Below are 24,707 nucleotides of genomic sequence, written 5' to 3' on the forward strand. Positions count from 1 at the left end.
ACATGTAGGTTCACCTCTACGGAAGACGAAACTGGAAGAAGCTCCACATGGCCCATTTGGCTAAGCGGTCGGCCATCAAAACAACTCCTGGAGATCTTGCCAGCGGCTTATGGAGCACACTGCAAATTCCGATTTTGGCACCAAGGATGTTGAGTGCCGCCCAAACAACTGGCGCGGCCACAAGGAAATACCAAACAATGCCCAGCAAAACCGAGGCCGGCACCCAGATTAAAGGACCGACCTGTTGGTCAGTACCGATCATGTCTGTAAGGAAAATGATCAGATATGACAGGCTCAGTTGAAAGAAGAGCATTGAGATAACGCCGCCGACATAAATCAGACCAAGCAAAAATAATATCAACATAGAACATAAAATCAGGTGACGCAGGCGTCCAAAGATCGACGTCTGTGTTGGATCATCTGGATCAATCAAAAAGCTAAAGAGCTTCTTATGGTCTGCATCAGGTGTCATCCCAGCACCCTAGGTCAGATCTAGTCTGACCCCAAGGTGAACGGTCTCTTCGTGACCTGGCACTTTTACTATCTGGATCGAAGCGCGACAGTAAGCAGCCGCTTCCATAGGACCGGAATGAAGCCGCTGGCGCCAGTCCGGCAACCGTCCGCCCCATGGGCGGTCGCCCTGGTTGGGCAAGTGCTTCGCGGCTCGGGAAGATGTATGCGGCACCATAAAAGTGTGTGGGCCAACCGTCGCAGCGACCACCCCCTTACGGTCGCCGCACCGGCTCGGGTCGCCCTCGTCGCCTCCGCTTAACCAAAGTTAACCACAACATGCCGTGCGCCCTGTTAACTACGCCCGGAACCGCAGTCCGTATGCATGGAATGTGCATATTTTGTGCATAGGTTGTGCGTGGCCGAAACAGGCGCTTTTCCGGGCGTTTACCAGTCAGACGGAGGTGAGTCGCGGGGCAGGGTGCTCTTAGCTCCGCACGGTGGCTTAACGGATCATCCGGCGCAACGGGCGCTCTACTCTCCGCAGATCTGTTGCAGGGCGATCCAGTCGGCGTCGCGTAGCACCGGTTGGGCCCCACCGCCGCGCATCGGGTCAGCCTCGATCAGGGGCAGGGTGCTCTCTCCCGTCACATCAACGCCGTAAGCATAGGGCGTGGCAGCGACTTTGGCCGCGGCGAACCGTTCCAGCAGCGCGCCGTTGGCCACCGGGGCTGCCGGATCGGTGACCAAGCGTTCGGCATAAGCTTTCAATGTTGTCTCTTTCAGCTCTCCGGTGGTCAGCAACCGCAACGTGGCCCGCAGCCCTGCAGCCTCCAAAAGCCGTTGCAATGGGTCCGCCTCCTCGCGCCGCATCACCTCGGCCAGCACATATCCGGCCACAACATCGGGTGTGTCATGGTCCTCGACCAACGTTTTGTTGAGCAAGATCAGTCCCCCAGGCAGCGACACCGCCCCCGAGACACCGCCCGGCAGTACCAGAAAACCGCCCTTTGCCGGGGCCACCAACCGCGTGTGCAACCGCGCCAATGCGGCATTGCCCAGGGGCGTCCGGCAGGGGCTGCCCGATACCAGCCCGATCTGCGCGAACAAGGCCGTGCCCACTGCGGCCCGCGTCGGTTCGGGCACCACGCTCACAGTGTGACGGACCAGGGCTCCCGGCAGCCAAAGCGCCAGCAATCCGACAATTACCGCGACGCATCCGGTCAGGACAAAGCTCCGCAATCGACCGCTCTTGGGGCGGGCACTGACCACGGCGTTGCGCACCTTTTCAATGGCCTCGACCATGGTCGTGTCGTGAAGCTCCAGCACCTCGCTCGCCTCGGCCGACGGACAGTAGAGCGCAGGCTCCTTGCCGGGATTGATCCGCTCGACCGCAGCCAGGGACCAGTGGCTGACGGCCGTGCCCGATGGGTCGAGGATCACCACCGATGCCTCACCGAACATGACGGTGACGTTCATGCGCGGCGCATCCGGGCTGGCTTGCCAGAACCCGGGGCATTCCAACCGGGCATACTCCTGTAGCGCTGTCATGGGCGGGCCTGCTCTGCCTCTGATTGCGAAAATCCTACCGCAAGTGCCCCAACCGCTCAATCCATGGGGCGCCTTCAATTGCATGACACGTCACACATCCGTGAAAAGGGGCAAATATTCCCCGCGGATCGGTCACGACACCATCAGCACCTTTGAGATATGGGTCAGATCGCCTATCTTAACGGCCAGTTGACTGTTTCCGGTGCACATGACCCCCATGCTCCCGGACCACCATCAATAAGATATCGAGGTAAAAGGAGATTGCAGTGAGTTACCAGGCACATCCTCTGGTCAGAGTTGAGGCGCAGGCCCCCGATCGCGGCTTTATGCTATGGCGGACCGGTTTGGCGGTTCTGCTGGGCATCGCATTCCTGTTGGGCCAGACCCTGACGGCATCCGCACGCAGCGCCCCGGAAAGTTTCGCCGATCTGGCTGATCAGATCAGCCCTTCGGTTGTGAATATCACCACATCGACCAATGTGGCCCGCAATACGCAGCAGCCGATGCCGCAGGTGCCCGAGGGCTCTCCGTTTGAGGATTTCTTCCGGGATTTCCTTGACCGTCAGGAAGATGGCAGCCCGCAGCGGCCGCGCCGGTCGTCGGCTTTGGGATCGGGTTTCGTGATCTCCGAAGACGGTTTCATCGTCACCAACAATCACGTGATCGAAGGGGCTGATGAGATCCAGATCGAATTCTTTTCGGGCCGTGAATTGGACGCCACCGTTGTGGGCACCGACCCAAACACCGATATCGCGCTGCTAAAGGTGGAAAGCGACACGCCGCTGCCCTTCGTGCCCTTTGGCAATAGTGACGTGATGCGTGTGGGCGATTGGGTCATGGCCATGGGCAACCCGCTGGGGCAGGGCTTTTCCGTGTCAGCCGGGATCGTATCAGCCCGTAACCGCGCGCTGAGCGGCACCTATGATGACTATATCCAGACGGATGCTGCGATTAACCGCGGCAATTCCGGCGGTCCGCTGTTCAACATGCAGGGTGAGGTGATCGGTGTGAACACCGCGATCCTGTCGCCCAATGGCGGCTCGATCGGGATTGGTTTTGCCATGTCCTCTGCCGTTGTGACCAAAGTCGTTGATCAGCTACAGGAGTTTGGGGAAACCCGCCGCGGCTGGCTGGGCGTGCGCATTCAGGATGTGACACCGGATGTGGCCGAGGCCATTGGCCTTGAGGAAGCCGCCGGTGCATTGGTGACAGATGTGCCCGAGGGGCCCGCCAGGGAAGCCGGGATGGAGGCCGGTGACGTCATCATGTCCTTTGACGGAGCGGATGTCGCCGATACCCGCGCCTTGGTCCGCCGGGTAGGCAATACCGACGTTGGAAAAGCCGTTCGGGTGATCGTCTTCCGTGAAGGATCCACCCAGACACTGCGCATCACGTTGGGCCGTCGTGAAACGGCGGAGGGGGCTGTGCCCGCTGCAGCACCCAACACACCCGAAGCTCCTGCGGAAAAGGACATGATGGGGATGTCGGTGGGAACCATCACCCCGGAATTGCGTGAGCAGTTGAGCCTGGACGCCGATGCCGAGGGGCTGGTCGTCAAGGATGTCGACGAGACGTCAGAGGCCTATGAGAAGGGCCTGCGCGCGGGCGACCTGATCACCGAAGCGGGCCAGCAGAAGGTCAGCACGTTGGAGGATCTGGATACCCGGATCAGTGAGGCCAAGGATGCGGGTCGCAAGTCATTGCTGCTGTTGGTCCGCCGCGCTGGCGAGCCGCGCTTTGTGGCTTTGTCGCTGGAGTAATCCGGTCATCACAGGAACGCAAAGGGCGCCTTTGGGGCGCCCTTTTTCGTGGCCTCCTGCCATCGGTTGCTCGTCAAACTTACTTTACTGAGATGTTGTTTGGTAATCGAAGGGAAGCGAAGGTACAAGCGTGGCCCGCCTGAGGCAGGATCATCGAGACCTCGCGACTGGTTCTAGGCGGTGGCAGCCCACCGACTTGTGCTCTTTGACTGGCATTCTGTCGGATTCCGAGGTCATGAAATACAGCGATCACGGGCCATTGGACACTGCCGATGTAGCCGCATGGCTAGACCGCGCTATGGTGAAGGCCGATCATGAATGGCTCGGATCGCACGACATCGCATTCGATGGCTACGATTATCCCGACCACCTGTATGGTCTTGCCCGCGACCGGTGGAGGCGTTGATGCGGCAGCTCTATCTGGTCGACATGCGCCGGTTTTGGTCGATCCAGCCCGTCCGGCCGCGAAGTGGCAGTTGGCGAGCGGCGTTCCGACCAAGATTTACCAATTGGCGGACCAGCATATCGCGGCACCGCCCCGCCGGATCATGTCCAGCCCACAGGACAAGGCTGTGCAGACGGCCCAAATCCTTGCCCGGCATTTCGGGGCCGCGGTCGAGGTCAGGGCCGGATTGGAAGAGCATCACCGACACGGCATGCCTGTCATTGAGGATGGGGGGCGTTCAGGGCTGTCTTGAAACGTCTTTTCGATCAGTCTGGTGACTGCGTCTATGGAAGCGAAATCGCCGCTCAGACATTGGCACGATTCACTCGCGCACGCCATGCGGAGATGGCAGAGGGGCCCGGGGACGGGGTTGTCGTCACCCATGGAACGGTTGCGGTGGTATTGAACCGGGCCGTGTTTTCTGGAGGCTCCAACTCCTGAGTAGGATGGAGCATCATGAGCAAGACGACGAACAAGTATTCCCCCGAACTGCGCGCCCGAGCGGTTCGCATGGTTCTGGACCACGCCGGGCAGCATGGGAGCCGCTGGTCGGCGATCCTGTCGATTTCCTCGAAGATCGGTTGCGCATCTCAGACGCTGAACGCGTGGGGCAAGAAGGCGAAGATTGATCGGGGCGACCGCGCCGGTGTCACGACGGAGATGGCCGAGAGGATGAAAGCCCTGGACCGCGAGAACCGCGAGCTGAAGCAGGCCAATGAGATCCTGCGGAAGGCGTCGGCATATTTTGCCCCCCTCTCGGCGATTGTACCAATCGCCTGCCGGGCAGCGGGACGGAGCGCGACCGCCGGTCCAGGACAGGATCGCCTTCATCGAGGAACACCGGGAAGCCATCGGGGTCGAACCGATCTGCAAGCACCTGCGCCGAATGTCCCATGGGGTCGTCCCTGGTTGCGCCATTGGTCTGAGCGACCAATGGACGACGATTTCACCTACGTCGCGACATGGCAGGGTTTCGTATACGTGGCCTGTGTCATTGATGTTTTCGCCCGTCGTATCGTCGGGTGGTGCGTCAGCCGGACAGCGCATGCCGGGGTCGTCCTGGACGCGCTGGAACAGACTGTGCATCAACGCCAGCCTGGGTCCGGCCTGACACATCAGTCCGATCGCGGATCGCAATACCTGTCCATTCGCTACACCGAGCGCCTGGCAGAGGCGGGGATCGAACCTTCCGTCGGCAGCGTCGGCGACAGTTACGACAATGCCCTGGCCGAGACGATCGATGGACTGTTCAAGGCCGAGGTTATCCACAGGCGTGGTCCATGGCGCAGTCTCGATGCGGTGGAATACGCTACACTCGAAGGGGTCGACTGGTTCAACAACCGCCGATTGCTGGAACCCATCGGAAACATTCCGCCAGCAGAGGCCGAAGTAAACTTCTACGCGGCTCTGGAAAGATCAGACATCGCCGCGTAACCAAGACCAATCAGCCTCCGGAAAACTCGGCGCGGTTCAGTGATCGAACTGGCCCGGCAATATGGCCGCTATGGCTATCGTCGGATCGCAGCACTTCTTCCCGACGTGCTATGGCCCGGTGTTCGTTGCTCAAGCTGTGCAGGATTGGATCAAGGCCGTCGGTCCCGGTCGAATGCGCGGTGGGGCATCTTTGCCTTTTGTGCCGGGTCGACCAATAAACGCGGCCGAAACGTCACGGGTGGGCCGATCCTGGCGGTAATGCGATTACGCGCGCTTATCCCCCGTCAATTCAAACCCGGGCAGGCTGTCGAATGCGGTCCGCAACGCCTCTCCCCAACCATCGGAAAGCGTGGCGAAATATGTATCATCCGCATCGATCCGACCGGTCTGGCCCACCTGCAAACTGTCAGCCGTGTAAGTCTGATAGTCGAACGGCATGCCCACGGACAGGTTGGCCTTGACCGTGCTATCAAAGCTGACGAGCAGCAATTTGATCGCGTCCTCAAAGCTCATATCGGGGTCATAGGCGCGGACCAGGATGGGGCGACCGTACTTGGTTTCACCGATCTGGAAAAAGGGTGTGTCATCTGAGGCTTCGATGAAGTTGCCTTCGGGGTAGATTAGGAACATCGTTGGTGGGCCCGGGGCGATCTGGCCGCCCAGGATCAGTGTGGCATGAAAGGCGCTATCGGCTTGCTGACCCCCGGCATCATGGCCCGCGATGACCTCGCGCAGAGTGTCACCCACCAGGCGGGCGATCTGGAACATCGACGGCTGTTCCAGCACGGTCGGATGGCGGTCGCTCGCAGCCTTTGACCGTTCCTCCAACAGGCTGATCACGGCTTGGGTAGTGGCGAGGTTGCCTGCGCTCATCAAGGTCACGACCCGTTCACCGGGCGTGTCCCAGGTGATCATCTTGCGAAAGCTGGATATATTGTCGATGCCCGCATTGGTCCGGGTATCCGACATGAAGACAAGGCCCCTATTCAGGCGCAGCCCGACGCAATAGGTCATGGGTAAAGATCCGCTGGTTTGCCTCATATGGGCTATTGTTGCACCTGGATGTCAACATTTAGTGACTCCTCCGTGCTTGTCCCGAACCGTATGCCATGGATCGGTGCCGCTTCGGCATAGTCGAGGCCGGTGGCGACGCGGACATAGCGTTCATCCGGCGAAATGCCGTTCGAGACGTCGAAACCCACCCAACCCAGCGGGTCAACATGCACCTCGGCCCAGGCATGGCTGGCATCCTGCTGAACACGGTCATCCATCATCAGATAGCCCGAGACATAGCGGGCCGGGTGGCCCAGCAGACGCGCGGCGGCGATAAAGATATGGGCATGGTCCTGGCAGACACCGCTGCCAAGCCCCATCGCCTCTTCGGCGGCGGTTGCGGTATCCGTACCGCCCACCTTGTACGGCAGCGCCTCCAGCACGCGGGCCGACAGGGTGTGCAGACGCGCGGCATCGGCGTCCTCTCCGCTCAACCCCTTGATCAGGGAGCGGATCTTTGCACCGGGCCTGGTCAATGGTGTTGTGCGTTCAAAGATCCACAGCGGTGCAAAACCCGCATGTTTGCCGATCACGCCATGGGTGTCGGCGGTTTCTACGTCACCTTCGCACGTGATCACGATCTGCTCGCTACCGGGCGCAAAGCTGACCAGCATGACACGGTTCATGTGATGGTCGTCGAATTCCAGCTCCTTGCGGCCCCCGACGATCTGGGTTTGCCATGTCAGAACGCTTTGTCCGATCCGGCTTTTGGGGACCAACCGCAATTGTTGCAGCCCGTATGAGACGGGGGTGTTGTAGCTGTAGGTGGTTTGGTGATGGATGCTTAGTCGCATGAACGCCTATTCCTGGAAGCGGTAGTTCCGCTCGATCTCATTTCCCACGGCGGCCGATTCGGACAGGAACGCCAGGATGAATTCGTGCAGACCGTTCTCGAAAATCTGATCGATACTATGGGCCGAGAGCCGCCCCAGCATGGATTGAACCATGTCATGGCAGGGATGGCGCAGGTCATATTCCCGTTCCAGATAGCTGAGGTTGGACTGTAGCTTGTTGACGCAAAACGCCAGGGATCGCGGCATCCGACTGTCCAGGATCAGAAAGTTGGCAATCCCGTGGGAGCTGACCTCGGTCCCGTTGATCCAGCGAAACGAGCGTTGCCCACCGACGGAGCGCAAGATGTTCTCCCACTGGACATTGTCGAGGCTTGAACCGATCTGGCTGATCGACGGCAACAGTACATAGTATTTCACGTCGAGAATGCGGGCAGTGTTGTCGGCGCGTTCCAGGAATGTCCCGATGCGCGCGAAGTTGAAGATATCGTTGCGCAACATCGTACCGTGCAACGCACCGCGCACCTGCCCAGAAAGCTGCCGGATCAGGCCCAAAACCTCTGGTAGGTCGCGGTCGGGCACGGGTTTGGCAAGCGCCGTTTTCAGCTGCATCCAGCATTCATTCGTGGCCTCCCACACTTCGCGGCTGAGTGCGGTGCGCACAAGGCGGGCATTGTTGCGGGCGCTGTCGATGGCCGACATGACGTTGGATGGATTGGCGGGATCGCGCAGCAGAAAATTGACGACTTCGGCTTGGTCGAACTGGTCATGGTGCTCCATGTAAGCGGCGCGCGCTCCAACCGTATCGATCACGCTGCCCCAGTCATCGTTCGAGCCGTCCGGTCGGGTCAAGGCGATGCGGAATCCGGCTTCCAAAAGGCGGGCGGTGTTTTCGCACCGCTCCAGATGTCGGAACATCCAGTAAAGACCGCCTGCCGTCTTGCCCAGCATCAGTCTTCCAACACCCAAGTATCCTTGGTGCCTCCGCCTTGGCTGGAATTGACCACCAAGGATCCCTTTTTCAGCGCGACCCGGGTCAGGCCGCCCGGTGTGATGTCGATCTTGTTGGGCGAGACCAGAACGAAGGGGCGCAAATCCACGTGGCGTGGCGCGAGTCCGGCCTTTGTCAGGATCGGAACCGTGCTGAGCGCCAATGTGGGCTGCGCGATATATTTGTCGGGCTTTGCCGTCAGCTTGGCCCGGAAATCCGACAGCTCCTTCTTGCTGGCGGCCGGTCCGACCAACATGCCGTAGCCGCCAGAGCCATGGACCTCTTTCACCACCAGATCGGCCAGGTTGTCCAAAACGTAGGACAGGCTCTCCACCTCGGCGCAGCGATGGGTCGGTACGTTTTCCAGCAGCGCCTTTTCGCCCGTATAAAATTCAACTATATCAGGCATATAGCTATAGATCGCCTTGTCATCGGCGATGCCCGTGCCGGGCGCGTTGGCGATGGTGATGCCGCCCGCGCGGTAGACATCCATGATACCCGGCACACCCAGAACGCTGTCGGCATTGAAGTTCAGCGGGTCCAGATAGTCGTCATCGACTCGGCGGTACAGGACATCGATCGCCTTGTATCCCCGAGTCGTGCGCATCGCGATGCGACCGTCCACAACGCGCAGGTCATGCCCCTCCACAAGTTCAGCGCCCATATGGTCCGCCAGGAAGGAATGTTCGAAATAGGCGGCGTTGTGGATCCCGGGCGTCAGCACTGCAATGACCGGTCGGCCCGACGTAACAGGCGGGCCACAGGCGCACAGGGATCGGGACAGGCGCAGGGGATAATCCTGCACCGGCTTGACCTTGATCCGGCTAAACAGCTCTGGAAACATCTGCAGCATCGTTTCCCGGTTTTCCAGCATGTAGGAAACACCGGACGGTGTGCGGGCATTGTCCTCCAACACGTAAAACTGGTCTTCCCCGGTGCGCACCAGATCGACGCCCACGATATGGGTATAAACGTTACCCGGCGGGGTCACGCCGATCATTTGGGGCAGAAAGGCGTCGTTCTGCGCAATCAATTCACGGGGAACACGACCGGCCCGGAGTATTTCCTGTCTATGATACAAATCGTAAAGAAACGCATTTATCGCTCGGACACGCTGTTCAATACCTTTCGTTAGGCGACCCCACTCACGGGCAGACAGGACGCGCGGGACAACATCGAATGGGATGAGACGTTCATCGGCCTCTTGCTGGCCATAAACGTTGAAGGTGATGCCCGTGCGTCTGAAGAAGGTTTCAGCCTCCAGCGATTTGCGCCGGAGCCTGCCGATATCTTCCTGACCAAACCAATGGGCGTAGTCATCATAAGGGCTGCGGGGTTGGCCGTCGGGCCGGGTAAGTTCATCGAAAAACTGCGGTGTGTCTCCCATGGGGTCAGCGTAGCGACAGTGCATGGCACTGCAAGGCTACTGACGAGATCCCGGAAATTCCGGCTTAAGTCACGGGCATTTGCCTGTTTTTCAGGCAAACAGCTGCGGTTAAACCTCAAGCCAGAAGGTCACTGGGCCGTCATTCGTCAGCGAGACCGCCATATCGGCACCAAACTGGCCTGTTTTGACCGGTATACCGGCCTTCTGTAGGGTCTTGCAGAAATATAGGTAAAGCAGTTTTCCGTCATCGGGCCGAGCGGCTTGGGAAAATCCGGGGCGGTTGCCGCGCGATGTATCGGCTGCCAGGGTGAACTGGCTCACGACCAAGGCTGCACCGCCGGTGTCCAGAAGCGAGCGGTTCATCTTGCCTGCCTCATCCGCAAAGATGCGCAGCTTGGTTAGTTTCGCGACGAGCTTATCAGCATTGGCCTGGCTGTCGCCTTGCATGGCGCAGACCAGAACCAGAAGGCCCGCATCGATCTGGCTGATTTGCTTCCCCGCGATGGTGACAGACGCCGTCGTGACCCGCTGAACAAGGGCGCGCATGGGCTACATCTCGTGTGCCCAGGGCGGGTTCGCCCCGGCGCGAGAGACGGTGACAGCCGCGGCACGCACGCCCAGATCCAGCGCGGATGACAGATCGGTTGTTCCGACGATGTCCTTGGTCAACGCGCCCTGACGGGCGAGCCCCGCCAGAAAACCCGCATTGAACGTATCGCCTGCGCCCACCGTATCGGTCACCGTGGTTTTGGGGGCAGGGGCCTGGTAGCGCTTGGTATCGGTAAAGGCGATCACACCCTGGGCCCCTTGCGTGTAGCAGAACACCCTTGGTCCGGCCTTCAGGATATGGCGGGCCAGATCATCGACATCGCCTGGTCCCATTAGCCAATGCATGTCTTCATCCGACAGTTTCACGATATCCGCCAAGGCGATCATGCGGAAGATGCGGGCGCGGTAGGCGTCCTCGTCAACTATGAAAGAGGGTCGGATATTTGGGTCCAGCATCGTGACCTTGGTCTCGGCCTCCCAGGCCTGGAGCGTTTCATAGGCCGCCCCGCAAGGCTCTGCCATCAGGGAGATACCGCCCAGAAACAGCGCATCAATGCCGGCAAAATCAGGCGGAAGATCGTCAGCCGACAGCATTCGGCCTGCCGTGGCCTCGTCATAAAAGAGATAGCTGGCCTGGCCATCGACCAGTTCGACAAAGGCCATCGTGGTCGGGCGGTCGCTGCGATGGGCCAGGCCGGTGCAGACATTGCTGGTATCGAGCGTTTCAATCAATTGCCGTCCGAACATGTCGTTGGAGATGCCGGAGAAGAAACCGGTCTTGACCCCCAATCGCCCCAGGGCAATTGCGGTATTGAACACGGCCCCGCCTGCAGCTGGCATCAGCGTGGCCTCACCTGCCTCGGTTTTGCGCGGCAACATGTCGATCAAGGCCTCACCGGCACATAGGATCATCGCACTCTCCCTGATATCGCTAACGCGCCGATACCAACTGGAGGCCCAAGGCTCAAGACGACTGCTGCATCGCAATGAAATACCCCAAACCTGCGGCAACTATGGCACCCAGGATGACGGCAAAGGCGATTTTCCAGGTGGACCAAGGCCGTTCGCCTTGCACCCGGCCTGTGCGGCCATTGACGACAAAGCGGTAGGTCTTGCCGCGATATTTGTAGGCGGCCAACCAGACGGGCAGCAAGATATGTTTGAACGTGACGTCAGCGACCTGGGTCTGGATGTCGTGGATCCGCTGGCGGTCCCCGCCGATATCGAATTTCACGTCGCGCCGGATCACCTGATCCATCTTGTCCCGGGCCTCGGCAAAGCCGTCTTGGAGTTGCACGGCATAGCCCTCGGCACGGAACCCGGCGATGTATTCCGGCCGGTAAGGTTCCATTGCGGCCAGATCCCACGGTTCCAGCGCGTCGGTATATTTTTGGGGGAGGCTGCGGGAGGCCAGGACCAGGACATCGTCGAACCAGCGCGCAACGCGCCCGCGGGCCGGTCGCCAGCGGACTTTCTGCACGCGGTATGTCTCGGTCTCGCCGTCGGAGTTTCGGCGGGTTCTGGTCTCGTAATAGACGGTGCCGCGCTCGCCGCGATACTCCGACTTGGTATCTGCATCAAAGGTCCAGTAGGGCACATAGATGCCCTGCATCTTGCGGCCCTTGCGGGCATAGTCCTGTAGCCCATTCGGGGCAAACCAGAGGCTGCCCAGCCAATCGGCCATGGCGTCATGGGCGGTCTGTTCGGTCTGGGCGAAGGGCAGCAGACCCCTGGGTTTGATATGGCGGTGGGTGCCGCTATCGGCCACGACGGGTGACGCGCAGAAAGGGCATTCCTTGGCATGGGTGACCGCGTCGAATTCGACTTGCGCCCCGCAACTGTCACAACTCAGGACGCGGGTCTCTTCGATCTCCGCCTCTGGCAGCTTGGCCTCAATCGCGCGGGCAAAGTCCAGCTCCTTTATGGCATCGGCGCGCCCGGTTTCTTCGATCTGTTCTTGATATCCGCAATGGTCGCAGACCAGTTTGCCGCCACCCGGCGCAAAGCGCAGATCCGACCCGCAGGCGCTACAGGGAAAGCGGTGTTCTTCGATCACATCCGAAGGCGGCGGCGGTGGGGCGGTGAGGTCGGCCATGGCGTGTCTTGTCCTTGTGCCCCCGAATCCCGGGAGCAATCCGCCCTAGTGATATCTGTGCCTGACCCCATGTTCCATGCGTTGCGTAAACGTACTGGTTGATAGGGGCTGTGTGCATTGCCTCGGCTGGCTGGGGGGCCAGCCCCCAGGCCCTCCCGGGATATCTTGAACACATAATGGAAGCGATGATTTGGCGCTATTTGGATGAGGTCAGCGTGATGCCGGGTGGGGTGGGCCAGTGGCCGGTTTCTTCCCTGCCCATGAAATCTGTGTAACGCGCCACGACCTGTCCTGCGGCGTCGGTTAACGTGAAAACGGGGTTAGCCAACATCGCCCCAGCCGGACTGGATGTAGGGCACTGGTGTGCCATCGGGCAAGGCGAAGATCTTGCGTTCCGCCCCTTCAGAATCATCGTAATCCGCGAAATAGTCGTCATGGGGGTCCATGTCGGGCTTGGAGGTCAAGAAGACCTCCATCGCGGCATGGGTTGTTGGCATACAGATGCAGGTCATTCCGGCATCGACGGCCCAGGTGCCGATATCGGCACCACCGGACACGGTGCCGCCGGATATGGGAATATCAGCTCAGGCGGGCGTCTGCCAAAAGGCAAGGGGGTCGATGATGCAGGCTTTGGCATCCGGCGTCGGAAGTAGGCCCGCCACGGTGACCTCCAGCTTGCTGTCCGTCTTTGCACAGATCCGGTCCGCGCAGTCACGCCGGTATCCCGGGGCTTTCGTTTGCTAAAGAGCCGTTGCAACCGGGACATGTGGGCCGCCTCCCTGGCGGGTACGGGGGATTACACGCCCGGCGGTGGGGGTGGAGGCAGGATCGTGAAAAGCTGCGCCAGTTCCTGGACATCTTCGGCCTTTTTCCAACCGTCCTGACCCGCCGTCCAGACATGGGTATCACGGTCAAACGCGCCCTCGGTGGCCATCTGACCCAGCCGCGCTTTTGAGAAGGGGCCGGTCGTCAGGCCGTTCTTCGCGATGTGCCAGACATGTTCGACAGGCGGAGGAGGTGGCGGGGCGGGTGCCGCAGTGGGCGCGGGCTGCGGGGCGGCCCCCCAGGGCCCTTGCTGGGCGCCTTGATTGCCCATCATCATGTTGCCCATGGCCATCCCCATACCGGCGCCGAGGCCGGCGCCCATCGTGCCCCCGCCGCCAGGGTTTTGGGCGGCAGAGGTCATGGCTTCGGCTGCGGAATACTGGGTGAATTTACCCAGATCGCCTGCCAGACCCATGGAGGTTCGCTTGTCCAGGGCGGCCTCGACCGCCGGTGGCAGGGAGATGTTCTCGATGTAAAGTTCGGGCATGGTCAGGCCGTATTCCGTCAGTGTCTTGCTAACCTCGGCCGCAACCAGTTTGCCCATATCGCCGGTATTTGCGGCCATATCCAGTACGGGGATGCCTGATCCGGCAATGACCCGGCTTGCTTCCTGGACGATGATGTTGCGGATCTGGTAGCTGATCTCGTCCATTGTGAACTCGCCATCCGTGCCCACGATTTCAGTCATGAAGCGGGCGGCTTCGGTCACGCGGATGGAGTAGGAGCCAAAGGCGCGAATGCGGGTCGGCCCAAATTCCGGGTCCCGCAGCATGACCGGGTTCTTGGTGCCCCATTTCAGATCGTTAAAGCGGGTGGTGGAGATGAAATAGATCTCGGATTTGAACGGGCTTTTGAACCCATGATCCCAATGCTGCAGCGTGGTCATGATGGGCATGTTGTTGGTTTCAAGCATGTAGAGGCCGGGCGTGAAAACATCCGCCAACTGCCCTTCATGGACGAAAACGGCGGCCTGGCCTTCACGCACGGTCAGCTTGGCACCATATTTGATCTCGTGGCCCTCACGCTCAAACCGCCAGACCATCGTGTCACGGGTATCGTCAGTCCAGTGGATGACATCGATGAACTGACCCGAGAGAAAGTCGAAAATACCCATGACCCTGCCTTTCATTCGCGCATGCGTTGGGGGATTTATATCGGTGCTCCGGTCAGGCGGCCAGAGTGAATGACCACGGCGCCTCGCCCGCTGCGATCAACTGGTGCCGTCGGTCAGTTCGGTCGCGATGGTACGGATGATCGGGCGGGCCTCGGCTTCGGTCATGCCGACTTTGAGGCGCCGGTCATAGAGGATTTGCAACAGCAGCTCATCGTGGGTCGTGAGCAGGCCAAACTCCTCATCATCATTGAAGATCGAGGGGCGGGCCGCGGGGCTGTCATTGGCCAGACCCAGACCCTGGGCGATCTCTTCATGCAGGCAAGACAGGCGTAGCAAGTCGGGATGCTCCCCCCGGATCACGGCAACTGCGCGCGAATAGCCCCGCTTGCCCGCGGCGCTGTTGGCCAGGACGACACAAAAGATGTCCTTTGGCAGATCCTCGATCAGGCGGATATCGGCGGGGGAAATACCCTGCATCAGGCTGCGGATTTGCGGACCGGCGGCGCGGCGCTCATCCTCGTTCAGGACCAGGACATGGAAGTTGGCGGCACCCTCGGTCAGGGTGATCGGATGGCCCGTCACGCGGTTTAGGCGACTGACATATTTGGCGACGTCGCTGCGGTCACCGCTGCGCTGCGCCTCGGGCACGCTGTCGCCAAAGCGCAGTTTCACGCGCACGGGCTGCTCCCACCGGCGCAGGCTGCTTTGACGCTGCTGGGCCACAAGTGTGCCGCCTTGGCTGACATATTCGTCAAACAGCGCGATGCGCACGAAATTTTCCGCCAGCATCCGGTCGGTGAAAGGCACGTCGGGGCCGCCCCCATCGCGACGCAACAGGCCTTGGCCCACCAGATCGTTTTCCACCCGTGTATAATGCATGGTCAAGGCACGGCTGGCTGCGGACCTGGGCGCGGTTGCCGTGCCTTTGGCGCTGTCAGATTGTGGCGGGGCCGCCGGTTTGGTAGCGGGGCCGATCGCTGGATCGCATCCCGCCAACAGGACCGTCAGGGCAATGCCGGGTAAAAAGACCTGTCCCCATGGCATGGTGTCATCAGGCGCCCGGCACAGCCGTGGCTGCAACATCGCCGGTGCCGGTCTTGCGGGCCTTGGCGGCGACAAGCGTGTCGCGCAGTTCGGTTTCCATCTTTTGCAACTCAGTCTCGGCCTCGGCCCGCTTGCGCTTGCCTGCATCGGCGATCTCAAGGCTTTCCTCGATCGTGGCGACCAATTCGGCATTGGCGGTCTTGACGGCCTCGATATCAAAGACACCCCGCTCCATCTCTTCGCGGACCACCTTGTTGGTTTCGCGCAGGTTTCTCGCGTTCGAGGTCAGCAGTTCATTGGTCAGGTCATTAGCATCGCGTACGGCCTCTGCTGCCTCACGGCTGCGTTGGATCGTGACGGCCTGGGCCAGTTGCGTCTCCCACAGAGGCACCGTGTTCACCAGGGTCGAGTTGATCTTGGTCACCAGGCTCTTGTCGTTTTCCTGGACCAGCCTGATCGAGGGGAGGGATTGCATCGTCACCTGGCGGGTCAGCTTCAGGTCATGAACCCGGCGCTCCAGATCGTCGCGCGCGGCGCGCAGGTCCCGCAGTTCTTGTGCCTTGATCACCTGGTCATCTTCGGGCGCGGCGGCGACCTCGGCCTCCTTGGCGGGGATCAGGGTGTTGTCCAGCTCAAGCAGCTTTTCCTCACCGGCGGCGATATAAAGCGCCAATTCGTCATAGAAATCGAGGGTCTTTTCGTAGAGCAGATCCAGCGATTTGATGTCTTTCAGAAGCGTATGTTCATGCTTCAATAGGGTGTCGGTGATCTTGTCGATCTGGCCTTGCACGTTTTCGAACCGAGCCAGAAAATTGGCAAAAGGTGCGGCTTTGCCGGTTAAGCGTTCCCACCAGCTTGCCTTGCGGCGCACATCCAATTCGCTGACGGAAAAGCCGCGGATCGTGGTCACCATGCTGCGCAGGCTATCGCCTGCGGGGCCCACATCCTTGTTCTTCACATCGGCCAGCATCGCCTGGCTGATCTGCTGCAATTCGGCCTGGGCGGCCGAGCCGAAGGATACGATGGAATTGGTATCCGTCATGTCGATCTCGCCCATCCGCTTGCGGATCGCTTCGCTGACCGGAGCATCCGCCTGCGCCAGTGGTACGATGGCATCCGCCGCTTTGGGTTCGGGCAGCAACACTTCGGTGATTTCCTTGACCTGCACCAGATCGGCTTCGGCCTGTTGGCGGACGGTTTCAGACATGAATGGCTCCCTTCACACTCTTTCTATTCGGCGCGAACGCCTTCGCGCTGCAAGCGGTCGCGCAGCACTTCAATTTCGATGTCCAGATCACTGCGGTCATCAAGCAACAGTTTCTCGGTCCGGGCGGCAAAGTTTTGCTCAAGATCGTCCAGCAGCGCCTCATAATCGGCGCGGGCCTGCTGATCGCCATTTCGAGTGTAGAGGTCGACAAACTTGACCGTCGCGTCCTTGGCCCCGACCAAATAGACGCTCAGAAATTTGCGGGCGGCCGTCAGGTCGCGGGGATCGTCTTCGATCGTGCGAAACATCTCGCGCGCAGTGGCCTGAAAACCGTTCACACGGTCGGTCAGTGGGCGATCGGCGACACGCAGCATGGCGTCGGACATGGCTTTTAGCTGGCTCTCGGCCTCATCGATGGCGCGTGCGACGCGATCCTGCTGGAACGTATCGATCCCTTCCATTCCCTTGTCCGACATTGGATCAAGGCCAAAGGAAAAGGCGTGGAGCCCAGCCCCTAACAAGCCAAAAATCAGGGGGTTTACAAAGCCTTCGCCGATGGTGAAGCCCGCCAGCGCCATTCCGATGCCGGTCAGTGCCGAGCCAAAGATCTTGCGCGGAAAAGCGGGGCGGCGGGCGACCCGGCGGCCCAGATAAGCATCCTCCGCCTCCAGCCCTTCCCGTGTCAGCCAGGCGGCGAGCAGGAGTGTAGCGAGGGCAACCAGATCCAGCGCCATGCCCACAGGTTCCGACCAAAAGGCGGTGATGATCAGTGGCAGTGGGGCCAGGAACAGGAAATTGACGCGACTGCCTGCTTTGCTGCGCCGTTTGCCCGCAAAGGCATTGGGTTTGGCCGCATTGCCAGACGGGCCACCGGGGCTGTGTTTGCCGCCAAACCGTTGCGCCACGGGTCAGGCTCCGCCACTGGCGCTGACGTAAAGCATCAGCGCCAAAAGTACGAAAAAGGCCAATTTTTGCAGGCCGGTCCCAGACATGTTCGCAATCGCCCCGTCACATTCCTCAACGTGTATATCGCAATGGCCGGGGGCTCACCAGTGCTAACGCGGATGCTGACGGCGGCGGCGCACGGGTTTCTTTTTGGGCGGTACGGGGTTGCCAACTGTATCGAGGCCAAGTTGGTCACGCAGGACGCGGGCCTTGATCTCTTCAACCGCGCCGGGTTTCAGATCGCCCAGCCGGAACGGGCCGTAGCTGACGCGGATCAGGCGGTTAACGGTCAAGCCGATTTCCTCCATGGCGCGGCGGATTTCGCGATTTTTACCCTCGCGCAGGCTGACCGTGATCCAGGCATTGGCGCCTTGCTGGCGGTCGAGCGTGATGGTCATGGGCTGAAACCGTTCGCCCTGGGCGGTCACCCCTTTGCGCAGGGGCTCGAACGTGGCCTCTTCGGGCGTGCCTTTCAGGCGGACGCGGTATTTGCGGACCCAACCGGTGGCAGGCAATTCCAGGCGACGCTTGATCGCGCCGTCATTCGTTAAAAGCAACAGCCCCTCGGAATTGATATCCAGCCGCCCGACCGAGACCACCCGGGGCAGGTCGTCCGGCAGTGCCTGAAACACCGTCGGACGACCCTTTTCATCGCGCTCCGTCGTGACCAGCCCGGTGGGCTTGTGGTAAAGCCAAAGGCGCGGCGGTTCGGCGGCGGCAATGGGCTTTCCGTCGACGGATATAACATCGCTGTCGGTGACGTTGCGCGCCGGACTGTCGATGCGCACGCTGTTGATGGCAACACGGCCCTCGGCGATCATCCGTTCGGCTTCGCGGCGGGAGGCGATACCGGCGCGGGCCAGCACCTTTGCGATGCGGTCGCCTTTGGGTGTTTTGTCAGACATATGAAAGGCTTGCCGCGCTGAGTTAAGGTGCGTATCAGAAAGTGAATGGCAGGGTTTACCAGTTATATGCATCTGGCGCTAGAGGAGGCGCGGTTGGCCGGGGCTCGCGGGGAGGTTCCGGTGGGCGCGGTGGTTGTTTCTGCGGCGGGCGAGGTCGTGGCGCAGGCTGGTAATCGCTGCCGCGAACTGAGCGACCCGACCGCCCATGCAGAGATGCTGGTCCTGCGCAAAGCATGTGAGACGATACATTCAGAACGCCTGATAAGTTATTCATTATATGTAACATTGGAGCCATGTGCCATGTGTGCAGGAGCCATTGCTGCGGCCCGGATTGCGCGGCTTTACTATGCGGCCGGTGATCCGAAATCTGGCGGTGTGGCTCATGGTGCCCGTGTCTTCGACCATCCGCAATCGCATCACCGTCCCGAGATTTATGACGGGATCGGAGCACAGGAAGCGGAAGCCCTACTCAGGGACTTTTTCGCCGCGAAGCGCTGAGGCACAGGGCATGCACAATCGATGCACAACCCGTACATATCCCATACATACGCTCCGCGCGCTGGTGGAGGGATTGGTTAACGAACTAGAAGTGATCGGATCGCAACCGATACGGTCGATCAGAGACCAACTCGTGCTGCAAAATGCTGTTGATATAGGTGAATGTGCGCGACTGTCCGGTCTTCCTCTTTCTCATGACCCAGTATCCTTACTTCCGGGTCTCCGGCAAACAAGGGGCGGTTCAGCTGATTGATCGTATATCCAAGAGCGGTCATGTCAGGCGGGGCATCGTGCGCGCGTGAAAGCTTTGCTTGGTGGGTACAAGGCGATCAGAATGCAGTTGAATTGCCATTGCCCGCTTGAGCGACGTGCGACTTGCGAAACGCAGCTAGGATTTGAAGAATTGGATGGCGGCGCGGAGGTTTTTGCGGTCGATCAGGGCGGTGAGGGCGAGGGCGGCGAGGGAGAGGGCGATGGCCATGGCGCTTTCGGTCCAGTGGCCCGGGGCGTAGAGGCTGCGCAAGATGACGTGCAGCGTGACGAACACGGCGGAGACGGCGATGGGGACGGTCAGCGCCCGGCAGCAGGCCCGCATGTCGAGGGGGACGACCCGTTGGGCCAGCATCCAGCCGCGTGGCACGAGAAGCACGCCCCAGACGGTGAGGGCGGTGGCGACGGCCTCAAGGCTGATGAAGGCGGCGCCAACGACGAGGATGACGCGGAGCAAGGCGCCTTCAAAGGCGAGGCGGACCTGAAGCTCGGTACGACCCACGGCGCGAAAGAGGCTGGCGATGCAGACCAGGCTGACAGCCTCTATCGCGAGGCCGGTGATGGAGAGGGCGAAGACGGGGGCAACCTCGGCCCAGGTATCGGACAGGAAGACGGTGAAGATGGCCCCGCCCGCCACGGCGATCATGGCGAGGATCGGGAACAGGATCGCGGCCAGCAGGCGCAGGGAGGCGAGATAGATCTGGACCAACCGTTCAGGGTTGTCCTGCGCCTTGGCCATGCGGACATAGACCACCGTGGAGGCCGGACCGGCCAGGCCGTATTGCGGCATGCGGGAAAACCGCTCGCTCATGGAGAATAGACCAAGCGCGCCTTCCCCCAGGATCTTGCCGATGGCGACCACTGCGGCCTGGCCCCGCGCCGCGCCGATCAGGGAGACGATGATGGCATCGCGGGCAAAGACCAGGTGCCGCCCGATCCGTGCGGGGTTGAATGTGAATAACGGGCGAAATTCACTGAGCCAGAGGATGCCCGCCAGACGGATCACCGCCAGGGCCAGTTGCTGGGCCACCAGCGCCCAAACCCCGGCCCCCGCCAGGGCCAGAAGCACAGCGAGGCCGAGGCTGATCACGGTCGTGATCATCTGCACCTTGGCGATGCCGGTATAGTTCTCTCGCCGCTCGATCTCTGCATTGGGGGCGGCGGAGAGGGCCTGGCAGAGCGGTACGATTGCCAGCGCCATGAGGATGCCGGCCAATTTGGGTTGGTCGAAGAAGGCCGCCCAAAGGGGGGCAACGGCCAGAATAACCGCGGCCAGGCCCACACCAACTGCCACGAGCAGCCAGAAAACCGTCGACCATTCCTCAAGATCGTAATCCATCGCCCGGATGAGCGAGCGCCCCAAACCGGCATCGCTGAGGACCTGGGTAAAGATCACGACCGTCATGGCCATGGCCATCAACGCGAATTCCTCGATCGTCAGTTGGCGCGCGACAATGGGCAGGACGATGATCTGGGAGAGGGCCAGGAAGGCCCGGGCCGAGACCAACGAGCCGATATTGACGAAAAACCCCTTGGCCGCCTTGGGCCCGGTCGAAGATGACATAATGCACACTTTCAAATTCGGCGGATGCCCGTGCGGCTGATAACTTGCCGCCGCGCGAAGGCAAAGGATTAACGACCGGCCGTTTGGTTTGGAGAGATCACAGCGTGATGGGTTCCAGCACCTGTGGCTCGATCACATCGACATCGGGCAGAGCGGCTTTCAGGGTATCGGCGTTTTGCTCGAACCGGGGCGAGGTGCGGTAATGACTGGGGATGACGGTCTTGAAGTTGAAGTAACGTTTTGCGGCATAAGCGGCGCGGGCCATGTCCATCGTGTAGATGCCGCCAGCGCATAACAGACCGATATCGGGTTTATGCAGATCCGCCATCCATTCCATGTCAGCCATGATATCGGTGTCGCCTGACAGGTAGATCGTGTGGCTTTCGGCTGCGATCATGTAGCCGCATTCGGTGCCGCAAAACGCATCACCCCCATAGGATGAACTATGGACCGCGTTTACTATGGTCAGGGCGATCCCGTTCAGATCAATGGTGCCGCCTTTGTTGAAATCCACGATCCGGATTTCCGTGTCGCCTTTGACGGCCTTGACCAATTCATAGGGGCCGTAAAGCGGCAGGTCTTTGTCTGACGCGATGACGCGAGCGTCCCCGGCATGGTCGTCATGGCCATGGGTCAAGATGAGGTGAGTTGCGCCTGCCACGGCGCTTGCATGGTCATCGGAGGGCAGCATCGGATTGCCCGTCAGCCAAGGATCGATCAGCAGAATTTGCCCGGCAATTTCAATACGAAAGCTGGAATGGCCCAACCAGATGATACGCATGATATCGGTCTCCGTCGCAAGGTGGCCAACGGATCTGATGACCTTGGCCCGATTATCCAGATTTTAACTGGCAGATGATTAGATCAACGCCGTTGTTCTGTCGACCGGGCCTCGTCTGTCGCCTCGGTGGTACTGGTGTGGAGACTTTGGTGAAGACCCTTACAAGCCGCTCGATCATTGCCTTTGCCATCTTGATCCTGTTTCTGTCCGGGGTCGGCTTTTATAGCCTTGTCACTATGCGGGATTTGGCGGGAAAGCTCTACGTCATCAACGAGGTCAATAGCGTCAAACAACGCTATGCCATCAATTACCGTGGCAGTGTGCATGATCGATCTGTTTTGATCCGTGATGTCGTGCTGGCGCGTGATCCGGTGGATCGCCAGGCGTCCTTGCTGCGGATATCACGGTTGCAGGCATTCTATGCGGCGTCGGAAACGCAGATGCAGGTCCTGTTTTCAGATGATATTGCCGATTTGCCGGAGGAGGTGGCGCTTTTGTCCCGGATCAGGGCAATCGAAGCCAAAACACTGCCCGTTATAACTGACATCGTCACAAACATGGAAGCAGGGCGGCGCAGAACAGCGGAAGATCTGTTGCTGAAACAGGCCCGACCGTACTTTATCGAATGGCTCACTGCGATAAATCAATTTATCGATGTGCAGGAAGCCTCAAACAAGTCCGTTGGCGCGAAGGTCGATGCGGAAACAATTGCTTTCAAACGTAATATCGTGCTGCTGATCGCAGCGAGTATCTTCATCAGCCTGGTATTTTTGGTGATTAATGCCAGCGCGTTGCGGCCTTTGGGGCGGGTAACGCGGGTGATTGAGCGTGTGGCCCAGGGCGATCTGGATGCGACGCCCGGATCTGGCGGTTTTGGCGAAATCGGGGAATTGCAGCGTGCGGCCGATACCATGTTGCAGACCCTGTCACGCTCGATTGAGGAACGCGAACAATTGGCCCGGGCGGAGGCCAACGCGCGCGAGGAGCAGGCCCAATTGGAAGCCAGGCATGCAGCGCAAGCGGCAGAGGTGGATCGTCAGCGCTTGCGGGAGGAGCGGGCATTGGCCGCCGAACGGCGCGACAGGGCGGAGCAGTCCGAACGACTGGAACGGGAATTGCAGGCCGTCATTGGCAAAGCTCGAAAGGGAGATTTCGGAGATCGGATTATGTCCGATTTTTCCGATCCGTCGCTGATCGAGATGAAGCATTCCGTCAACGCTGTGTTGCAGATGGCGTATGATTCCCTGATGGGAACGATGGGCTTTTTATCGATGCTGTCCCAGGGGCGCCTTGATGCCCGATTTGAGGGTGAATTCGAAGGTGCATTTGCGGAATTGCAAAGAGATGCCAATTCCACGGCAAAGACGTTGGATAACACGATTTCCCGAATCATCGAGCGCTCGCTGGCGATCAGTCAGATCTCGGCTGAAATTGCCTCCTCGGCCGAGGGGATGTCCAGACGGACCGAACGCAATGCAGTGACCCTGGAAGAGACCGTTGCGGCCTTGAACGAATTGACGGCGCTGATCCGGGCCACGGCCCAGAACGCGGAACGGGCCAATACCTCGATCCAGTCGGCCAAGGCAGAGGCCGAGGTGAGCAACCAGGTCATGACGTCCACGGTGGAAGCCATGACGGAGATCCAGGATTTCTCGAACCAGATTTCAAGAACCACGGGCGTGATCAACGAAATCGCCTTCCAGACAAATCTTTTGGCGCTGAATGCCGGGGTCGAGGCTGCGCGGGCCGGAGAGGCGGGGCGCGGCTTTTCGGTCGTGGCATCAGAAGTGCGGGCATTGTCACAGCGTGCCTCCGAAGCCTCCAACGAGATCGAGAACCTGATCAATCGCAGTTCGGACCAGGTGAAACGCGGGGTGGATCTGGTCGCGGGAACCGGGGCGGCCATCCGGAAAATGATCAAGTACATCGATGAGATCGCCGTCCAGATGAGCGATATCACCTCATCCTCCGCCGATCAGGCCGCTGGTGTGAGCGAGGTGAATGCAGCGGCAATCGAATTGGATCGCGCCACCCAGCAAAACGCGATGATGTATGAGGAGACCAGTTCCTCCGTGATGTCCCTGCAGCAGATTTCGGATCAACTCTCTGAAATGATGGCGAGTTTTGAGACCTCTAACGGTACCCTTCCTGAAAGCGTCGCATGGCCGGGTCGTGGTCGAGGCACTGACGCATCGGCGGCTTGAACCAGGCCAGACTGTTTCTGCAAACCGACGCCCAACATGATACGGGCCACCTCTCGTCAAATCGCGGGGCACCGCGATCCAGCAACTGCGCCAGACCGGTGCAATTGACCGGGCTGAAGTGATTGCAATCATCGACTGGATGGGATGACTTGTTGCTGATGTCGGGGAGAATGACATGGGCGGTTTGGCTGCACAGATCGACGGGTATTGTGAGCGCACGGATTTCACCTTTTGGGCGGAGCCGGTAAACGCGATCACCAATGCCGCTTTTCTGATTGCCGCGGTGATCATGTGGCAGCGGAGCCGAGGCCTGCCCCTGGCCCAGCTGCTTTGCGCCATCCTTGGTGCGATTGGCTTGGGCAGCTTCCTGTTTCACACATTCGCCACGCAATGGGCCGCGCTCACCGATGTGATCCCCATCGGTATTTTCATCCTCGTCTATCTTTTCGCCGTGAACTGGCATTTCGTCGGTTGGCCGCTTTGGGCTGCTCTAATCGGAACCGCCGGTTTTTTGCCCTATGCGGCGGGGGCGACAATTTTATTCGACAGCCTGCCATTTTTCCGGATCTCCGATTTTTATTGGTCCGTGCCTATGCTGCTGGTGATCTATGCGGCTGTGCTGTGGCGCCGGATGCCGCAAACCGCGAGAGGGATGGTGATTGGCGCCGGAATTTTGTGCGTGTCGATTTCCATAAGATCGGTGGACATGACAGTCTGTCCGCAATTCCCTCTGGGCACGCATTTTCTGTGGCACTGCTTGAATGGCGTGATGCTGGGCTGGATGATTGAGGTCTATCGCCAGCACCGGCGAGCGGTTGCACCGGCCCGGGCCGCGGGCTAATCA

The 24,707-nt window shown here is 60.1% G+C and carries 22 protein-coding genes and 1 pseudogene; 6 read left to right on the forward strand and 17 right to left on the reverse strand.

All coding sequences use genetic code 11. The features are described 5' to 3' along the window. Window positions 1-16 precede the first annotated feature (16 nt). Both IU397_RS03435 and IU397_RS03440 read right to left on the reverse strand, forming a co-directional pair. Window positions 17-472: a hypothetical protein gene (locus IU397_RS03435; protein WP_204410749.1), complete on the reverse strand. Its 456-nt coding sequence runs from the start codon at window positions 470-472 to the stop codon at window positions 17-19. A gap of 512 nt (window positions 473-984) precedes the next feature. After that, window positions 985-2,001: a hypothetical protein gene (locus IU397_RS03440; RefSeq protein WP_204410752.1), complete on the reverse strand. Its 1,017-nt coding sequence runs from the start codon at window positions 1,999-2,001 to the stop codon at window positions 985-987. A gap of 326 nt (window positions 2,002-2,327) precedes the next feature. Between IU397_RS03440 and IU397_RS03445 the strand changes: the two genes are divergently transcribed. The 3 genes and pseudogenes from IU397_RS03445 to IU397_RS03455 all read left to right on the forward strand — a co-directional run bounded on the left by IU397_RS03445 (window position 2,328) and on the right by IU397_RS03455 (window position 5,640). Next, a complete protein-coding gene (locus tag IU397_RS03445) occupies window positions 2,328-3,761 on the forward strand; it encodes a Do family serine endopeptidase (protein WP_204411448.1) in 1,434 nt (477 codons plus the stop codon). A 347-nt stretch (window positions 3,762-4,108) separates the two neighbouring features. After that, window positions 4,109-4,459, forward strand: a complete 351-nt coding sequence (locus IU397_RS03450) for a histidine phosphatase family protein (protein WP_204410754.1) — start codon at window positions 4,109-4,111, stop codon at window positions 4,457-4,459. Window positions 4,460-4,662: 203 nt separating this feature from the next. Then, a pseudogene (locus tag IU397_RS03455) lies at window positions 4,663-5,640 on the forward strand (IS3 family transposase). A 264-nt stretch (window positions 5,641-5,904) separates the two neighbouring features. Here IU397_RS03455 and IU397_RS03460 read toward each other — a convergent pair. The 13 genes from IU397_RS03460 to IU397_RS03520 form a co-directional block, all read right to left on the reverse strand. Beyond that, entirely contained in the window at window positions 5,905-6,654 is a 750-nt protein-coding gene (locus tag IU397_RS03460; RefSeq protein WP_204410758.1) for a proteasome-type protease, read from the reverse strand. A 32-nt stretch (window positions 6,655-6,686) separates the two neighbouring features. Further along, window positions 6,687-7,487 (reverse strand): transglutaminase family protein, encoded by an 801-nt coding sequence (locus IU397_RS03465; protein WP_204410760.1) that lies wholly within the window; start codon window positions 7,485-7,487, stop codon window positions 6,687-6,689. Window positions 7,488-7,493: 6 nt separating this feature from the next. Then, entirely contained in the window at window positions 7,494-8,435 is a 942-nt protein-coding gene (locus IU397_RS03470; RefSeq protein WP_204410762.1) for an alpha-E domain-containing protein, read from the reverse strand. Further along, entirely contained in the window at window positions 8,435-9,862 is a 1,428-nt protein-coding gene (locus tag IU397_RS03475) for a circularly permuted type 2 ATP-grasp protein (RefSeq protein ID WP_204410764.1), read from the reverse strand. The genes IU397_RS03470 and IU397_RS03475 overlap by 1 nt, the downstream gene beginning before the upstream one ends. Before the next feature lie 108 nt (window positions 9,863-9,970). Beyond that, window positions 9,971-10,408, reverse strand: coding sequence for a D-aminoacyl-tRNA deacylase (gene dtd / locus IU397_RS03480; protein WP_204410766.1), 438 nt, complete (start codon window positions 10,406-10,408; stop codon window positions 9,971-9,973). Between the two features lie 3 nt (window positions 10,409-10,411). Then, window positions 10,412-11,323: a carbohydrate kinase gene (locus IU397_RS03485; protein ID WP_204410769.1), complete on the reverse strand. Its 912-nt coding sequence runs from the start codon at window positions 11,321-11,323 to the stop codon at window positions 10,412-10,414. Between the two features lie 52 nt (window positions 11,324-11,375). Continuing rightward, window positions 11,376-12,506 carry a TFIIB-type zinc finger domain-containing protein gene (locus IU397_RS03490; protein ID WP_204410771.1) on the reverse strand — a complete coding sequence of 377 codons (1,131 nt, stop codon included), beginning with the start codon at window positions 12,504-12,506 and terminating at the stop codon, window positions 11,376-11,378. Between the two features lie 320 nt (window positions 12,507-12,826). Continuing rightward, the gene (locus IU397_RS03495) at window positions 12,827-13,063 is read right to left on the reverse strand and encodes a DUF4241 domain-containing protein (RefSeq protein WP_204410774.1); all 237 of its coding nucleotides are present in this window, start codon (window positions 13,061-13,063) and stop codon (window positions 12,827-12,829) included. 239 nt (window positions 13,064-13,302) lie between these two features. Next, window positions 13,303-14,445 carry an SPFH domain-containing protein gene (locus IU397_RS03500; RefSeq protein ID WP_204410776.1) on the reverse strand — a complete coding sequence of 381 codons (1,143 nt, stop codon included), beginning with the start codon at window positions 14,443-14,445 and terminating at the stop codon, window positions 13,303-13,305. A gap of 96 nt (window positions 14,446-14,541) precedes the next feature. Beyond that, window positions 14,542-15,489: a DUF2927 domain-containing protein gene (locus tag IU397_RS03505; protein ID WP_204410778.1), complete on the reverse strand. Its 948-nt coding sequence runs from the start codon at window positions 15,487-15,489 to the stop codon at window positions 14,542-14,544. A gap of 7 nt (window positions 15,490-15,496) precedes the next feature. After that, on the reverse strand, window positions 15,497-16,696 hold the full coding sequence (locus IU397_RS03510) for a toxic anion resistance protein (RefSeq protein ID WP_204410780.1): 1,200 nt from the start codon (window positions 16,694-16,696) through the stop codon (window positions 15,497-15,499). A gap of 23 nt (window positions 16,697-16,719) precedes the next feature. Continuing rightward, window positions 16,720-17,601, reverse strand: coding sequence for a 5-bromo-4-chloroindolyl phosphate hydrolysis family protein (locus IU397_RS03515; RefSeq protein ID WP_204410781.1), 882 nt, complete (start codon window positions 17,599-17,601; stop codon window positions 16,720-16,722). 150 nt (window positions 17,602-17,751) lie between these two features. Next, window positions 17,752-18,546 (reverse strand): pseudouridine synthase, encoded by a 795-nt coding sequence (locus tag IU397_RS03520; RefSeq protein WP_204410783.1) that lies wholly within the window; start codon window positions 18,544-18,546, stop codon window positions 17,752-17,754. 45 nt (window positions 18,547-18,591) lie between these two features. Between IU397_RS03520 and IU397_RS03525 the strand changes: the two genes are divergently transcribed. Further along, complete coding sequence (locus IU397_RS03525) at window positions 18,592-19,044, forward strand: nucleoside deaminase (protein ID WP_204410785.1); 453 nt, start codon at window positions 18,592-18,594, stop codon at window positions 19,042-19,044. Window positions 19,045-19,432: 388 nt separating this feature from the next. On the opposite strand, the gene IU397_RS03530 is transcribed toward IU397_RS03525, so the two are convergent. Both IU397_RS03530 and IU397_RS03535 read right to left on the reverse strand, forming a co-directional pair. Then, complete coding sequence (locus IU397_RS03530) at window positions 19,433-20,878, reverse strand: oligosaccharide flippase family protein (protein WP_204410787.1); 1,446 nt, start codon at window positions 20,876-20,878, stop codon at window positions 19,433-19,435. Between the two features lie 97 nt (window positions 20,879-20,975). After that, entirely contained in the window at window positions 20,976-21,659 is a 684-nt protein-coding gene (locus IU397_RS03535) for a metal-dependent hydrolase (protein WP_204410789.1), read from the reverse strand. Window positions 21,660-21,808: 149 nt separating this feature from the next. Here IU397_RS03535 and IU397_RS03540 point away from each other — a divergent pair, with 149 nt between their 5' ends. Beyond that, the gene (locus IU397_RS03540) at window positions 21,809-23,863 is read left to right on the forward strand and encodes a methyl-accepting chemotaxis protein (protein WP_204410791.1); all 2,055 of its coding nucleotides are present in this window, start codon (window positions 21,809-21,811) and stop codon (window positions 23,861-23,863) included. Window positions 23,864-24,038: 175 nt separating this feature from the next. Next, window positions 24,039-24,704 carry a ceramidase domain-containing protein gene (locus IU397_RS03545; protein WP_204410793.1) on the forward strand — a complete coding sequence of 222 codons (666 nt, stop codon included), beginning with the start codon at window positions 24,039-24,041 and terminating at the stop codon, window positions 24,702-24,704. Window positions 24,705-24,707 lie beyond the last annotated feature (3 nt).

This window comes from Actibacterium sp. 188UL27-1 (assembly GCF_016901225.1).
In the GTDB taxonomy this organism is placed as follows: Bacteria; Pseudomonadota; Alphaproteobacteria; order Rhodobacterales; family Rhodobacteraceae; genus 188UL27-1.

Coding starts and splice junctions, on each gene's coding strand:
- IU397_RS03525 (WP_204410785.1), top strand. CDS start 18,592: ATGGCAGGGTTTACCAGTTATATGCATCTGGCGCTAGAGGAGGCGCGG.
- IU397_RS03440 (WP_204410752.1), bottom strand. CDS start 2,001: ATGACAGCGCTACAGGAGTATGCCCGGTTGGAATGCCCCGGGTTCTGG.
- IU397_RS03490 (WP_204410771.1), bottom strand. CDS start 12,506: ATGGCCGACCTCACCGCCCCACCGCCGCCGCCTTCGGATGTGATCGAA.
- IU397_RS03435 (WP_204410749.1), bottom strand. CDS start 472: ATGACACCTGATGCAGACCATAAGAAGCTCTTTAGCTTTTTGATTGAT.
- IU397_RS03475 (WP_204410764.1), bottom strand. CDS start 9,862: ATGGGAGACACACCGCAGTTTTTCGATGAACTTACCCGGCCCGACGGC.
- IU397_RS03450 (WP_204410754.1), top strand. CDS start 4,109: ATGGCTACGATTATCCCGACCACCTGTATGGTCTTGCCCGCGACCGGT.
- IU397_RS03520 (WP_204410783.1), bottom strand. CDS start 18,546: ATGTCTGACAAAACACCCAAAGGCGACCGCATCGCAAAGGTGCTGGCC.
- IU397_RS03545 (WP_204410793.1), top strand. CDS start 24,039: ATGGGCGGTTTGGCTGCACAGATCGACGGGTATTGTGAGCGCACGGAT.
- dtd (WP_204410766.1), bottom strand. CDS start 10,408: ATGCGCGCCCTTGTTCAGCGGGTCACGACGGCGTCTGTCACCATCGCG.
- IU397_RS03510 (WP_204410780.1), bottom strand. CDS start 16,696: ATGTCTGAAACCGTCCGCCAACAGGCCGAAGCCGATCTGGTGCAGGTC.
- IU397_RS03470 (WP_204410762.1), bottom strand. CDS start 8,435: ATGCTGGGCAAGACGGCAGGCGGTCTTTACTGGATGTTCCGACATCTG.
- IU397_RS03460 (WP_204410758.1), bottom strand. CDS start 6,654: ATGACCTATTGCGTCGGGCTGCGCCTGAATAGGGGCCTTGTCTTCATG.
- IU397_RS03530 (WP_204410787.1), bottom strand. CDS start 20,878: ATGTCATCTTCGACCGGGCCCAAGGCGGCCAAGGGGTTTTTCGTCAAT.
- IU397_RS03485 (WP_204410769.1), bottom strand. CDS start 11,323: ATGATCCTATGTGCCGGTGAGGCCTTGATCGACATGTTGCCGCGCAAA.
- IU397_RS03500 (WP_204410776.1), bottom strand. CDS start 14,445: ATGGGTATTTTCGACTTTCTCTCGGGTCAGTTCATCGATGTCATCCAC.
- IU397_RS03465 (WP_204410760.1), bottom strand. CDS start 7,487: ATGCGACTAAGCATCCATCACCAAACCACCTACAGCTACAACACCCCC.
- IU397_RS03505 (WP_204410778.1), bottom strand. CDS start 15,489: ATGCCATGGGGACAGGTCTTTTTACCCGGCATTGCCCTGACGGTCCTG.
- IU397_RS03445 (WP_204411448.1), top strand. CDS start 2,328: ATGCTATGGCGGACCGGTTTGGCGGTTCTGCTGGGCATCGCATTCCTG.
- IU397_RS03535 (WP_204410789.1), bottom strand. CDS start 21,659: ATGCGTATCATCTGGTTGGGCCATTCCAGCTTTCGTATTGAAATTGCC.